This is a genomic window from Wolbachia endosymbiont (group B) of Chesias legatella, assembly GCF_964026945.1.
In the GTDB taxonomy this organism is placed as follows: Bacteria; Pseudomonadota; Alphaproteobacteria; order Rickettsiales; family Anaplasmataceae; genus Wolbachia.
On sequence record NZ_OZ034711.1, the window covers coordinates 1,378,376 to 1,391,642 of the forward strand.

Genomic DNA, 13,267 nt, shown 5'->3' on the forward strand with positions numbered 1-13,267 from the left:
ATCTATAAAAATCTTACTTGCCTACACAAAAGCTACTAAACACACTATCCAATATTTCCTCAACATTAATAATTCCAATTACTGCACCAAGTTCAAATGCAGCAAGCCTCAAGTCTTCAGATATCAACTCAATTGGATTATCGATATTAAAACGCTGTAAATGTTCCAGTGCTTTCTGCATGTGATTCCTATGTCTTTGCCGAGTAATCACAGGAGTGTCTCTATCATGCCCAAATTTTTCCTTTGCCTTCTCTTTTATGAGAGAGATCAATTTGTTTGTACCTATTCCCTTTAGAATAGAAATGGGTAAAAGATCTATGCCATTAATTTTTATATTGTGATTATTGATAACATCGTCAGCTTTGCTCAATACATAAATAGTATCGCTATTTACAACGGTGCAATTGATATTATGACGCTGTTCAAAAGGAAATAGTTCTATTCTTAAATCAGCTTCAAAAGACCTTTTTTTCGCTCGACTTATACCTTCTGATTCTATTGGATCTGAACTCTCACGAATTCCAGCAGTATCAGAGAGAATGATTGGGTATCCGCCAATGTCAATATGAGCTTCAAGTATATCTCTTGTTGTGCCTGCATATTCAGAAACAATAGCAATATCACGCTTGGCTAAGAAATTAAACAGAGTTGATTTACCGACATTTGGTTCACCAGTTATTACAATATGTGAACCCTCACGCAACCTTTCGCCCCGTCTATTATCATTTAAATGCTCTTGTATCAACTGCACAAGAGATTGCACTTCATTACTAATTTTTTCCAATTCATTTTTTTTTGCCCAAATATCTTCTGGAAAGTCTATATATGCTTCGATTTTGGATTGTATCGTTATCAATCTTTGCCTCCAATTGCTGTATAGTCTCTCCAATTCTCCTGATATCTGCTTAATCGCTTGTTTAGCTTGCATTTTCGTTTCAGCATCAATTAAGTCTGCAATTCCTTCTATTTGCGTTAAGTCAAATTTACCATTTAGAAAAGCCCTAAGTGAGAATTCTCCAGGCCTGGCCATAACGAAAATTCTTGATAATTCCTCCAAGATGATTTTTATGACGGCCTTGCTTCCATGCACTTGTAACTCTATAACATCCTCGCCAGTGAAACTGTTTGGAGCAGGGAAATAGATGATTATTCCATTATCTATCAATTGATTGGAATCATCATATAGATCAACTAAAGTAGCAAATCTTGGTTTAATTTTTTTCTTAATATGAAAATGATTTAAAGCTTTAAGGGCGTAGTTGCCTGAAATTCTGATTACTGCAACTCCTGACTTACCAAATACGGTCGACAAAGCAAAAATAGTTTCATTTGTGTTTGTCATTATTTATATAAACTACTTAGCAATTTAAAATACTTAATCTAAAAAATTTTTGCTTATATTACTTATTCATATTAATGCAGTATTAGTAAATATATTGTATAGAAAAACTACAAAAGTCATCCAGATGAAAATATTTATTTTGAAAACTGATAATATGATTTATAATGACTGACACAAGTTTTAAATATTATGCTCAAGAAATTAGCTTGGTATTGGTCTTCTGTAGAGTTAATTAAAGGGTTTGTTATTACATTAAAATATATGTTCAAACCAAAGGTTACTTTGAGGTATCCTATGGAGAAGGGCCCTTTAAGTCCAAGGTTTCGTGGTGAGCATGCGCTGCGTAGGTATCCAAATGGTGAAGAACGATGCATAGCTTGTAAGTTATGCGAAGTTATCTGCCCTGCTCAAGCAATAGTTATTGAAGCAGAGGAAAGAGAAGACGGTAGTCGCCGCACCACACGCTATGATATTGATATGACAAAATGCATATATTGCGGACTTTGCCAAGAGGCATGTCCAGTTGATGCAATTGTGGAGGGTCCTAACTTTGAATTTGCTACTGAAACAAGAGAGGAGCTAATGTACAATAAAGAAAAGCTATTGCGTAATGGTGAAGTTTGGGAAGAAGCAATTGCACTCAGGTTAAAAAAGAATAGGCCGTATTATTAACTAGGTATGTCAACAATTAAAATTTCTTACAGCAAGTATGTAATAGATCTCTTGTACAACTGTTATTTAACTAAAAGATCAGCAGCTCACCTTTTGGTGTCATTCCAGCGCGTGACGCTGGAATCTAGAAAAGAAAGAAACATGGATCCCAGTGTCAAGCACTGGGATGATAAAAGGTCTAATGAATGATAAAAGTTACCTTTTTAGCCGAACAAAAAGTAAAAGAATACAGTGGTAGAGTCACTGGCTTTGATATATTACAACCGGATGCTTTGAGAGAAGCAATTGCCTTTAAGGTAAATGGTGAGTTGTATGATCTCTCACGTGAAATTGAATCTGATACAGAGATAGAGGTAATACAACTGAGTGACGAAGCGGGTTTAGATATAATAAGGCATGATGCTGCTCATATAATGGCGCAGGCAGTAAAAGAGCTCTTTCCTAATACTCAGATTACTATCGGGCCAACAATTCAAGATGGTTTCTACTATGATTTTGCTACAGATCGTGCCTTTACCACGGACGATCTTACTGCAATAGAAAAAAAAATGAAGGAAATTATAAAAAGTAACCACAGATTCGTCCGAGAAGTTTGGACTCGTAAGCAGGCAATTGATTTCTTTAGTGATATAGGTGAAAGATACAAGGTTGATATTGTCTCATCAATACCAGAAAACGAAAACCTAACTGTTTATAAACAAGGCAACTTTGTAGACCTATGTCGTGGTCCGCACTCACCATCAACTGGCAGAGTTAAAGCGTTTAAACTTATGAAAGTAGCAGGTGCATACTGGCGTGGCGATTCTAAGGGCCCAATGTTGCAAAGAATATATGGCACCGCGTGGAGAAATAAGGATGAATTAAATACTTATCTTAAACGTCTGGAGGAAGCAGAAAAACGTGACCACCGCAAAATTGCTAAGGATATGGACTTATTTCACATTCAAGAGGAAGCTGTTGGGCAGATTTTTTGGCATGAACAGGGATATACTTTATATAATGTTCTTGAGTCTTACATCAGAAAAAAGTTAATGAACAATGGCTACTTTGAGGTAAAAACACCTATTTTAGTAAGCAAAGAGCTGTGGGAAAAATCGGGACATTGGGATAAGTTTCGTGAAAATATGTTCATTATTGATGGATCTGAAAGTAAAAAGCTAGCAATAAAACCCATGAATTGCCCTTGTCATGTGCAGATTTTTAATTCTCACACCAGAAGCTATCGTGATTTACCGATACGTATGGCAGAGTTTGGCACATGCCATAGAAATGAAAGCTCAGGCTCATTGCATGGAATGATGCGAGTGCGTGGTTTTACGCAAGACGATGCACATATTTTTTGTATGGAAAAACAAGTGAATTCTGAAACTGTAAAGTTTTGTGACCTTTTAAAAGAAGTATATTCAGAACTTGGGTTCAATGAAATTTCTGTGAAATTTTCAGACCGTCCAGATACTAGATCAGGTAATGATGAAGTGTGGGATAGAGCTGAAAGAGCACTGCTTGAAGCAGTTAAAGAAGCAGGGCTTAGTTATGAACTTAATCCTGGTGAAGGTGCATTTTATGGTCCAAAGTTAGAGTTTGTTTTGAAAGATGCAATAGGTAGAAATTGGCAATGTGGAACGTTGCAAGTTGATTTTATTTTACCGGAGCGGCTTGGAGCTTTTTATATAGGAGCAGACGGGCACAAGCATCACCCTGTCATGTTACATAGGGCAATTCTTGGAACTTTTGAGCGTTTTATTGGAATTTTAATAGAAAATTATGCAGGAAAATTTCCAGTTTGGCTTGCTCCAACACAGCTTGCTATTCTGACCATTACAAATGAGGCTGATGGTTATGCTAAAGAAATCAGCAACGTTTTAAAAGAACAAGGTGTGAGAATCAAAACTGATTTGACCAATGAAAAAATTAGCTATAAGATACGTTTGCATAGTTCAAGTAAGGTACCTATATTATGGATCATGGGCAAAAATGAAGTTACAAATAAAACTGTGTCAGTGAGAAATTTAGGATCGGAAAAACAGGAGTCTTTTTCTTTGGAGAATGCTACTGAATTGCTGTTAAAAATTATTAATTTGAATTAATGGAGCTAAAATTTGCAAGTCAAAAAGAACAATAAAAACAGAATTAATGAACTCATCACAGCTAAGGAGGTACGCTTAGTTGATCATAGTGGTGAAATGGTCGGAATTGTTCCAATAGAACAAGCTTTGGAAGTTGCACAAAGTGTTAATTTAGACTTGGTAGAAATCGCACCTGATTCAACTCCTCCAGTATGTAAGATACTGGACTATAGCAAACAAAAGTATGATATAAAAAAGAAGGCAAGTGAAGCAAAAAAGAAACAAAAAACATTAACTATAAAAGAAATTAAACTGGGTCCTAATATTGGTGATCACGACTACGAAACAAAATTGCGTCAAGCAAGGGATTTTCTTGTGCATGGACATAGAATTAAAGTCACAATGAGATTTAGAGGTAGAGAGCTTATAAATACTGAGGTTGGACTGGAAAAATTAGAACGGCTAATTAGAGACGCTGAAGATATTGCAAAAGTAGAATTAGCACCTAAAAGGGAAGGAAATCAATATTTTCTAACTCTGGTTGCTAAGTAGTAAAACGACTTAAAAGTGTAAGTTAAGTTACTGCCCTATCTTCAATTACATGACGAAAATGTCTGATTAGCCCTTGCACTGGCCAAGCTGCAGCATCGCCAAGCGCACAAATTGTATGTCCTTCTATTTGAGTTGTAAGGTCAAGTAGCTTATCTACTTCACCAGGTTTAATATTTCCTGCTACCATTCTTCTCATAATTCTCCACATCCATCCAGTACCTTCACGACATGGTGTACATTGCCCACAGGACTCATGCATATAGAAATGTGATAATCTTTCTATTGCAGCTATTATGTCAGTTGATTTATCCATCACTATTACAGCAGCAGTACCAAGCCCTGATTGTACAGCTCTCAATGAATCAAAATCCATTTCAATAGTATCGCATATAGATTTTGGAATTAATGGTACTGAAGACCCACCAGGTATTACAGCAAGTAAGTTATCCCAACCTCCTCGCACTCCACCTGCATATTTTTCAATTAATTCACGTAGTGAAATTCCTAGCTCTTCTTCAACATTACATGGATTATTTACATGCCCTGAAATACAAAAGACCTTAGTGCCAGTATTATTTGGTTTACCAAGAGATGCAAACCACTCTCCTCCGCGATTTAGGATATCTGGAACCATAGATATAGTTTCAACGTTGTTTATTGTAGTGGGGCAGCCAAAAAGTCCAACACCTGCGGGAAATGGAGGTTTCATGCGAGGAAAGCCCTTTTTTCCTTCAATGGATTCGAGTTGAGCTGTTTCTTCCCCACATATGTAAGCTCCTGCACCCCTATGGATAAACACATCAAGATCATAACCTGACTTGCAGGCATTTTTTCCAATTAAGTTTTCTTTATAGGCTTCCTCAAGTGCTTTTTTTAGAACTAAATGTTCATTATAAAATTCACCCCTGATATAAATATACGCAGCTGATGCGCTGATCGCTCTGCCAGCCAGAAGAATTCCCTCAAGTAGCTTGTGTGGCTCATATCGTAATATGTTTCTGTCTTTACATGTACCAGGTTCTGACTCATCTGCATTGACTACTAAATATGCTTTTGGAGGATTTTTAGGCATAAAGCTCCACTTAAGGCCAGTAGAAAATCCTGCACCCCCTCGACCTCTCAAGCCAGATTTCTTTACTTCATCAATGATTTTTTCTGATCCTAAATCCAGTAATTCCTTTGTTTTTTGCCAACTACCACGTTTTTTTGCACCCTCAAGTAGTGGTGTTTCTTTACCATTTAAGTTTGTGAATATTTTGTCCTGTTCTTTTAGCATGCTTTTAAGATTCTAAGTGATCCCGACGCGATTCGAACGCGTGACCCACTGATTAAAAGTCAGTTGCTCTACCGGCTGAGCTACGGGATCATTTTATTTTTCAGCTATACTAAACAGTAATATAGTTTTTATCCATTTTAATCAAACTAAAATTTTCATGTGTGGTTAAATAAATTATATAATGTACTGTATTAGTGATAATTTAATTAAAAATTTTTGAAGGAAAACTTCTTGTTAATTCAAAGATTCATTTGGTAAAGCTGACGTACAACTCTAAAAAGATAGAGAATTATACATAAATGCAGAATTTGTGCACTATTTAGCAATAGCCTCACAAATAAATATTTCTTGCATTTCAGCCTGAGTGATTTATGCTTTAAGCAAAAGTTGGGGGCATAGCTCAGCTGGTAGAGCATCTGTTTTGCACGCAGAAGGTCAGCGGTTCGATCCCGCTTGCCTCCACCAATATAGGTTTCAACATACCATAAAGCCAGCCTATCTATTCTATCGCGGTTTTATACTAATTCTCTAGTGATATTTGTTATTATGACTCCAATACATGCTAATTTAATTATAAATTAATCAGTAAATGCTAGAATAGCTATAATTAAATTAATTAGATAATACTTATGAGTGGAAAAAAACATGTCTTTAAGATGGTACCTGGACAGCAATTTTCATGCGGATCTAGTGGATATGAAACGTATTCTAACATTGAAGATCCTCAATCTATGAAAAAAGTCAAGCTTATATCGCTAAGCAAAGAAGACGATACGCTAGAATTATCTATAAAATTCTGTAGCGATTTTCTTGATAGATTCGGAATGTATTGCGTAGAAGAAAAACAAAACAGATATATTCGAGATGATAAACCTGGTTATTATAAGAACAGTAATTCATTTGCATATGACAATGATAGATTAGTTAAACTATCATTAAATTGGGGCATAAGAGATAAAACTGGTTATCATGATTTTGTAGGTGAAGAATTGAAGTACAAATATTTAACATGGGAGGAATCAGGTCTTGGTGACGATAAATATTATTTTTCAGATAAGGAAGGAAACATAATCGATTCACCTGACAACAAGATATTACAATACAGTATGCCACACCATGATACAGCAAAGGTGATAGAAGATATAACATCGTCTAAGATACCAAAGAGTGTACTAATATCAAGTGAGTTCGCCAAAACTTTTTTTAAGAACTTAACAGGAAATCAGTTAGAGACTCTTGCCGATATTCTTAATAATGAGAAATTACAGATTTTAGCAAAGAGCTTAACAAATGAACAACTAAAGGTTTTAGCAGAGAACTTAACAGATGGACAATTTCTAGCTTTAGTGGATCATTTAACCTGTCATCAATTACAAGCCCTTACTCACACATTGGATTCAAAAAAGTTAGGAATAATAGTCCCCTTATTAAATAAGGATCAGGTTACGAACTTAGTAAAAGACTTTAACCCAGATCAAGTAAAACAAATTTTCCCTCACCTTAAAATGGATCAGTTCCAGATGGCGATCAAGACAATGAGTAATGACCAGTTTGTAGAACTAATAAAAGATGCACCTGAGCAAATTTTAAGCACTCTTTTTAATGAGGCGTTAAAAGATCGACTTCCAATCTTAGTAAAAATGTTAGAAGGAGATAGATTACATAATTTAATTAATAAGTTAGACCACAAGAAACTTGAAATAGTAGCTCGAGAGTTAACTGATGATTCTGATAAGATTCAGATGGTTGTTAAGTCTTTAGCTAACAACCCAGAAAAACTTAAAGCTTTTGCTCATAGTATGTCTAATGAGCAGTTTAAAGAACTTTTGGATAATTTAGGTGCAGAAGAGCTTAAAGATATTATTCACAAATTGCCTCACGAGAAAGTTATATCTGTGATTGGTGATCTTAGCAGTAAAGATCAGTCCAATGCTATCATTGATGCATTAAAAGAGAAGTTTGATAAACAAAGCGAATCGATAAATGAGTTACACAAAAAGCTTGAAGAATTTATCACACCGCCACCAATGGATTCTCCATATGATGTTATGGAAGAAGGATATTATGAGTTAATATAGATAAATAGCTCTAGATTTGGAGCTATAGCAAAGTATTCCAATGATAAGCAACTTATACGTTGTTTATTATAGTTAAGGATTAGTTAAATTTTTTTACATGACTATGGAGGTAAGATATGACAATCGACAACAGTGTACAAAATAGCACACAGAATCTTGCAGGGATTAACAGTGAAGGAAGTAAGCCAATTATGAATAGAATTGATCCCATCAAATTCACAGCTAGTGGAACACCTTACACAGCAAATCAATTAAAGCAGCCTGCACCATTCTCCCATGTTCAAAATATTATTGGGAAAGTAACTGACAATATGAATAATATGATTGATATATTAAATACAACATTAAAAACTGAGCAAACTAAAGTTATAACATTGATAGATAAAGTTGGTGATGAAAATAAAGGACTAATAAAGACAATTAACGATTTAAAGTCCGAATTAGAACCACCGCCAATGGATGCCCCTGAGTTCATTTAAGAAAAAAAGTAACAGCTTGCCAGCAGGCTGTTACTCTTTTTACATGCTATTTCAGTGTAACTGAGTTGATTTTAAAATTTTATGGAGCTAACATGAGTAACAACAGTAAACAAGAAAGCGAAAATAACTTTGAAGTAATAAACCAAATGAGCGATTTCAACTTTAAAAAAATAGACAATATAGAAGTTGAAGTTAAGCCCACAAACTTTGAGGACATTTCAGATAAAATTGCAACAATTCATTACGTCTATCAAGTTATGGATAAGTTAATCTACGATTTAAATGAGAAGTTTGTTGTTGACTTAAATGTCTCACTTATGAACAACATAAAACAACTTCGAGAAGAGTCTCTTGATATGAGTAAAGCATTGGCTAATGGTTTATCTCATTTGAATAAGTTAATTCAGCAGGATGGATTTATTGATAATAATAAAGAATATAGAACATGGGCAGAAAAACTTGATCACCTAAGGGGCGAAGTTGAAAGATTAAAAGGAGCAATAATTGACCATAATAACGTAGAATGGGAAGCACCAACTCACTCTGATATATTATAGTAGTTAGGAAAGTAAAAGCTTGCTAGCAGGCTGTTACTCTCTCTACATATCGTTTCAATACAGCTGCATTAGGGAATCTATTTTAAAACTTTCGGCATATAGTTCTCATCATGTTTTGCAAACACCGTATCTGCAAGAAAGGTACTATTATCAAACATTTTACCTTGCACAACAATACCACTTTTTTCTGAAAACATTGGTGGAAGTATTCCCTGATATTTCACCATAACGCTCTTATTAAAATCTGTCATTTGAAAAACTACTTCGCTTTCGCTCCGTATCACGCTATTTTCAACAACCATTCCACCAACACGGATTGGCTTTTGATTATTTGGCAAGACTATGGCTTCACTTACTGTATAGAAAAATGAGATATTTTCTTTGAGCGTTGTTAAAATAAAAAAAACTGCACAACTTAAAAAGCAGAAAATTCCTGAAGTTATAAGTAATCGCTTATGTTTCTTCTTCATTATTATCTTTCAGGCTTTCTAGAATTTTTTTACTTTTAGTATAGCAAGAAACGGTAAAAATCAAATTTCCACCAATCAGTATGAAACTAATAAGGTAAGCAAAAATTACATATGTATTCATAATGCACTGCCAATAAATAACTCACCTGCATCAAAATAAATTAAGCTTCCATCCTTTTGCTGCAACACTAATTTACCACTTTTGTCTATATCAGCAAAAATTCCTTCATACAATTTGTCAGCTAACTTTACACTGATTTGCTCATTCATTTTGAATGCTTTTTTTAACCACATTTCTCGTATAGCATAAAACTCATCAAATAGCCATTGCTTTCTTAGCTTATTAAAATTTATTATTAATTCCTTTAACAGATCCATGTTAGACACAGATTCACCGTAATTGCTAATGCACGTTGTTCCTGGAAGTGGTGCATGATTGACATTAATTCCAATTCCTATAATGAGCCAATTTAAATTGGATTTTTTTTCAAGCAATATTCCGCTTATTTTCTTGCCATCGATTAGAATGTCATTTGGCCATTTATGTTGAAGATTGAGATCGTTTATGAATTGATCTCTTGTCATCCCAGTGCTTTGACACTGGGATCCAGAAGAAAAACCAGTGTCACGCACTGGAATGACACCGCAGTGGGTTTGATTATTCAAGAAATTTAACGATAATAAAGTATTTCCAACAGCAAGAGCAGTCACAAAAGTCAATTCTGTCAATTTGCTGACATCCGTTTCTTGGTTAATTATCAAACTCGCATAGAGATTACCCTCTGGAGAAATCCAGCTTTTTCCAGTGCGTCCCCTACCTTCTGTTTGTTTATCAGCAATAATGACAGTTTCATTTGATATCCCTTTCTCAATTAAACCCAATGCTTCTTTATTAGTACTTGGAACTTCTTTGTAATGATAAATACGAAAACCTTCAAGGATCACCTTGTCAGCCCTTTAGTTTAATGAGTGAGTCAAGATCTTCTACATACAAGAAAAGAATGAGATTGATCAGTGAAACCACTGAAGTGATAATGAATAGACCCCTAGAATAAGCAACCTTATTACCACTAGCTTTATCAAAATACATAACTTTCATGATATTTAAATAATAGTAGCATGATATCACACTCGCTATTACAAGGATCAAAGACAGGCTGATAAAGCCAGAATTTATTAAACTTTTGAATATAAAAAATTTAGCGATAAAACCTGCAAGTGGAGGTATTCCCGACATCGAGAGTAATAGTATAGAAAGATGGAATGCTAAAATTGGTTGCTTTTTTCCTATACCAGATAAATTTGCAATATCACAATCATCATCGTCAATTTGTACGAGATATGAGAATAGCCCTATGCTTGTGATGATATATATCACCAAATACATTAAGGCACTATCTGTTCCTGCTTGTGTAAAAATAGAAAGTGAAGCAAATATAAAACCAATGTGACCAATTGAACTGTAAGCAAACAGCCTTTTTAAGTTTTGCTGACGCAAGGCCCCAAAAGCTGAGATAAGCACAGACAATGCTGAAACGTATAAGAAAATAGGCTGAACATAACTTTTTACATTTACTAACTCTTCATTCATCAATCGAATTAAAAATGTTACAAGTGCAGCTTTTGGGGCCGTAGAAAAAAACGCAGTTACTATGGTAGGTGCACCTTGATAGACATCTGGAGCCCACATATGAAAAGGAGCAATAGCAAGCTTGAAACACAAACCAATAAGGATAAAAACTAACCCAAAAACTATTCCATAAGTTATCTGATGGTTTTGCAAGAATGAACCGAGCTCAGAGAAATTGACTTGTCCTGTATATCCATAAAGCAGCGACATTCCATATAGCATAATGCAGGAAGATAGTGCACTAAGTGTAAAATATTTCACTCCTGCTTCACATGAATAAGCTGAATCTTTATTAAAGCTCGCAAGAACATACAAAGATATACTCATCAACTCAAAAGCTAAATAAAAAGAAATCAGACTATTTGCTGAAACCAAAGTTATCATGCCAAATAGCGCAAAAAGAATCAGTATTGAAAATTCATATTTATAGTCATATTTTGATAAATTCAGCATCAAAAGTATTAAAATTCCTGTGCTGAGAATTAACCCTTGGGCTGACCTGATGTATAAATTGAGTTTTAACAACGAATTAAAGAGAAAAATTTCATTGTTTTCTGCCGAGATAATTAAAATAATCAAAGTTACCGCTGTGCAGCCAAGTGCTAATAAGTTGATAGTTCGGCGGTTAAATATAATCCCAAGCAGCAGCAACACTAACGAGGAGATAATAGAGAACGTTTCCGGCAATATCTGTATATAATTCATAGCGCATCATATTTGACTAACAAATTTGCCATACATGGCTTCAAATAATTCAGTGCAAGGGTTGGGTAGAATCCAAGCAAAATAACAAACACTGCAAGCAGAATTAAGATAGAAAATTCTATGCTATCCAAGCGGTTATTTAATAATTTAGAATAGCTAACCCCCCATATTATTTGCTTACATAAATTCAGCATATAAACTGCGCTTAAAATAGTGCCAAGTGCGATAAATCCTGTAAAAAACCCTATGCTCTTAAACATCCCAACCATAGCCAAAAACTCACCTGCGAACCCAGATGTTCCAGGTAGCCCTATTGAAGCCATTGAAAATAAAATGAACATAAAACCAAATTTTGGCATTGTGTTTACTATGCCAAAATATTTTGCAATCTCCAAAGTTCCAGTTCGAGTATATAGCATTCCAACACATAAAAATAAAGCAGCAGAAATAAGGCCATGACTAATCATTTGAAATATGCTACCCAGTACTCCTTCCTCACAAAATGAAAAGAGGCCAGCAGTAACGATCCCCATATGTGCTATTGAAGAATAAGCTATTAACTTCTTTATATCATCTTGAGCAAACGCAACTAGAGAAGCATATATCACCGCAATAATGCTCAGCACAACAACGAAATTTGAAAAATACAAACTTGCCTGAGGAAGCATTGGAATAGAAAATCTTAAAAATCCATATCCCCCCATTTTAATAAGCAAGCCAGCTAAAATCACAGATCCAGAAGTGGGTGATTGCACATGCGCATCAGGAAGCCAAGTGTGAAATGGAAACATTGGAACTTTTATTGCAAAGGAAATAAAAAATGCAATCCACAGCAATGACTGCACTTCAAGATCAAGGCTTGGCACTAATGTAGCTAATTTTTGTATATTAAACGTCCCAAAAGTGCTATAGATGTACACCAATCCAAGTAGAAATAATAATGAGCCAGTTAATGTATAAAGAAACAACTTAAACGTTGCATATACCCTGTGTTTTCCTCCCCAAATGCCAATAATAAAGAACATTGGTATTAAAACAGCTTCAAAAAACACATAGAAGCTTATAGCATTCAGTGAAATGAAAAACCCGACTACAAAACTCTCAAGCAGTAGAAATAATGCCATATATGACCTAAGGGTTGTATAACTCATTTTGCAGTTATAGAGTATACAAATTACAAACAAGAAAGTTGTAAGCAGAAGGAAAAGCAACGATATACCATCTATCCCTATTCCTACATTCTTGATTGGATAGCTGACAAACTGAAAGTCCGCATTGTTATAATCAAATCCTATACAAGCTACAATGCTAAGCAAAAATGGAAGTATAGCAAAAAATAGGGCAAGGAATCTTAGGTGTATAGATTGATGGTTAATCCTGATCGAGGATAAAATTAACGCTCCTATCAGTGGAAGCAAGAATATACTAAGTAACAACACC

13 protein-coding genes and 2 tRNA genes are annotated in these 13,267 nt (G+C 34.8%); 7 read left to right on the forward strand and 8 right to left on the reverse strand.

Annotation, left to right across the window (positions count from 1 at the left end):
* Positions 1–13: 13 nt before the first annotated feature.
* Positions 14–1,342: a tRNA uridine-5-carboxymethylaminomethyl(34) synthesis GTPase MnmE gene (gene mnmE, locus AAGD65_RS06485; RefSeq protein ID WP_264682706.1), complete on the reverse strand. Its 1,329-nt coding sequence runs from the start codon at positions 1,340–1,342 to the stop codon at positions 14–16.
* Between the two features lie 189 nt (positions 1,343–1,531).
* Here mnmE and nuoI point away from each other — a divergent pair, with 189 nt between their 5' ends.
* From nuoI to infC, 3 genes are all read left to right on the forward strand, one after another.
* On the forward strand, positions 1,532–2,014 hold the full coding sequence (gene nuoI, locus AAGD65_RS06490) for an NADH-quinone oxidoreductase subunit NuoI (protein WP_012481971.1): 483 nt from the start codon (positions 1,532–1,534) through the stop codon (positions 2,012–2,014).
* Positions 2,015–2,199: 185 nt separating this feature from the next.
* On the forward strand, positions 2,200–4,101 hold the full coding sequence (gene thrS / locus AAGD65_RS06495) for a threonine--tRNA ligase (RefSeq protein WP_264682705.1): 1,902 nt from the start codon (positions 2,200–2,202) through the stop codon (positions 4,099–4,101).
* A gap of 12 nt (positions 4,102–4,113) precedes the next feature.
* The gene (infC, locus tag AAGD65_RS06500; protein ID WP_341810923.1) at positions 4,114–4,632 is read left to right on the forward strand and encodes a translation initiation factor IF-3; all 519 of its coding nucleotides are present in this window, start codon (positions 4,114–4,116) and stop codon (positions 4,630–4,632) included.
* Positions 4,633–4,654: 22 nt separating this feature from the next.
* On the opposite strand, the gene nuoF is transcribed toward infC, so the two are convergent.
* Together nuoF and AAGD65_RS06510 are read right to left on the reverse strand one after the other, a co-directional pair.
* Entirely contained in the window at positions 4,655–5,908 is a 1,254-nt protein-coding gene (gene nuoF, locus AAGD65_RS06505; protein ID WP_064085745.1) for an NADH-quinone oxidoreductase subunit NuoF, read from the reverse strand.
* 17 nt (positions 5,909–5,925) lie between these two features.
* Positions 5,926–5,998 (reverse strand) — tRNA-Lys (locus AAGD65_RS06510).
* A gap of 299 nt (positions 5,999–6,297) precedes the next feature.
* On the opposite strand from AAGD65_RS06510, the gene AAGD65_RS06515 reads away from it, so the two are divergent.
* From AAGD65_RS06515 to AAGD65_RS06530, 4 genes are all read left to right on the forward strand, one after another.
* A tRNA-Ala gene (locus tag AAGD65_RS06515) sits at positions 6,298–6,373 on the forward strand.
* 164 nt (positions 6,374–6,537) lie between these two features.
* On the forward strand, positions 6,538–7,986 hold the full coding sequence (locus AAGD65_RS06520; RefSeq protein WP_264682703.1) for an MgtE intracellular N domain protein: 1,449 nt from the start codon (positions 6,538–6,540) through the stop codon (positions 7,984–7,986).
* Positions 7,987–8,102: 116 nt separating this feature from the next.
* Positions 8,103–8,465, forward strand: a complete 363-nt coding sequence (locus AAGD65_RS06525; RefSeq protein WP_264682702.1) for a hypothetical protein — start codon at positions 8,103–8,105, stop codon at positions 8,463–8,465.
* A 92-nt stretch (positions 8,466–8,557) separates the two neighbouring features.
* A complete protein-coding gene (locus AAGD65_RS06530) occupies positions 8,558–9,022 on the forward strand; it encodes a hypothetical protein (RefSeq protein ID WP_264682701.1) in 465 nt (154 codons plus the stop codon).
* Positions 9,023–9,099: 77 nt separating this feature from the next.
* On the opposite strand, the gene ccmE is transcribed toward AAGD65_RS06530, so the two are convergent.
* From ccmE to AAGD65_RS06555, 5 genes are read right to left on the reverse strand one after another with little or no spacing between them, the layout of a single operon-like run.
* Positions 9,100–9,492, reverse strand: a complete 393-nt coding sequence (gene ccmE / locus AAGD65_RS06535; protein ID WP_264682700.1) for a cytochrome c maturation protein CcmE — start codon at positions 9,490–9,492, stop codon at positions 9,100–9,102.
* Positions 9,476–9,613 (reverse strand): hypothetical protein, encoded by a 138-nt coding sequence (locus tag AAGD65_RS06540; protein WP_007302385.1) that lies wholly within the window; start codon positions 9,611–9,613, stop codon positions 9,476–9,478. The genes ccmE and AAGD65_RS06540 overlap by 17 nt, the downstream gene beginning before the upstream one ends.
* Positions 9,610–10,437 (reverse strand): biotin--[acetyl-CoA-carboxylase] ligase, encoded by an 828-nt coding sequence (locus tag AAGD65_RS06545; protein WP_264682699.1) that lies wholly within the window; start codon positions 10,435–10,437, stop codon positions 9,610–9,612. Before AAGD65_RS06545 ends, AAGD65_RS06540 begins: the two co-directional genes overlap by 4 nt.
* A gap of 4 nt (positions 10,438–10,441) precedes the next feature.
* Positions 10,442–11,827 (reverse strand): NADH-quinone oxidoreductase subunit N, encoded by a 1,386-nt coding sequence (locus AAGD65_RS06550; RefSeq protein WP_264682698.1) that lies wholly within the window; start codon positions 11,825–11,827, stop codon positions 10,442–10,444.
* The gene (locus AAGD65_RS06555) at positions 11,824–13,266 is read right to left on the reverse strand and encodes a NuoM family protein (RefSeq protein ID WP_264682697.1); all 1,443 of its coding nucleotides are present in this window, start codon (positions 13,264–13,266) and stop codon (positions 11,824–11,826) included. Before AAGD65_RS06555 ends, AAGD65_RS06550 begins: the two co-directional genes overlap by 4 nt.
* Between the last annotated feature and the right edge of the window lies 1 nt (position 13,267).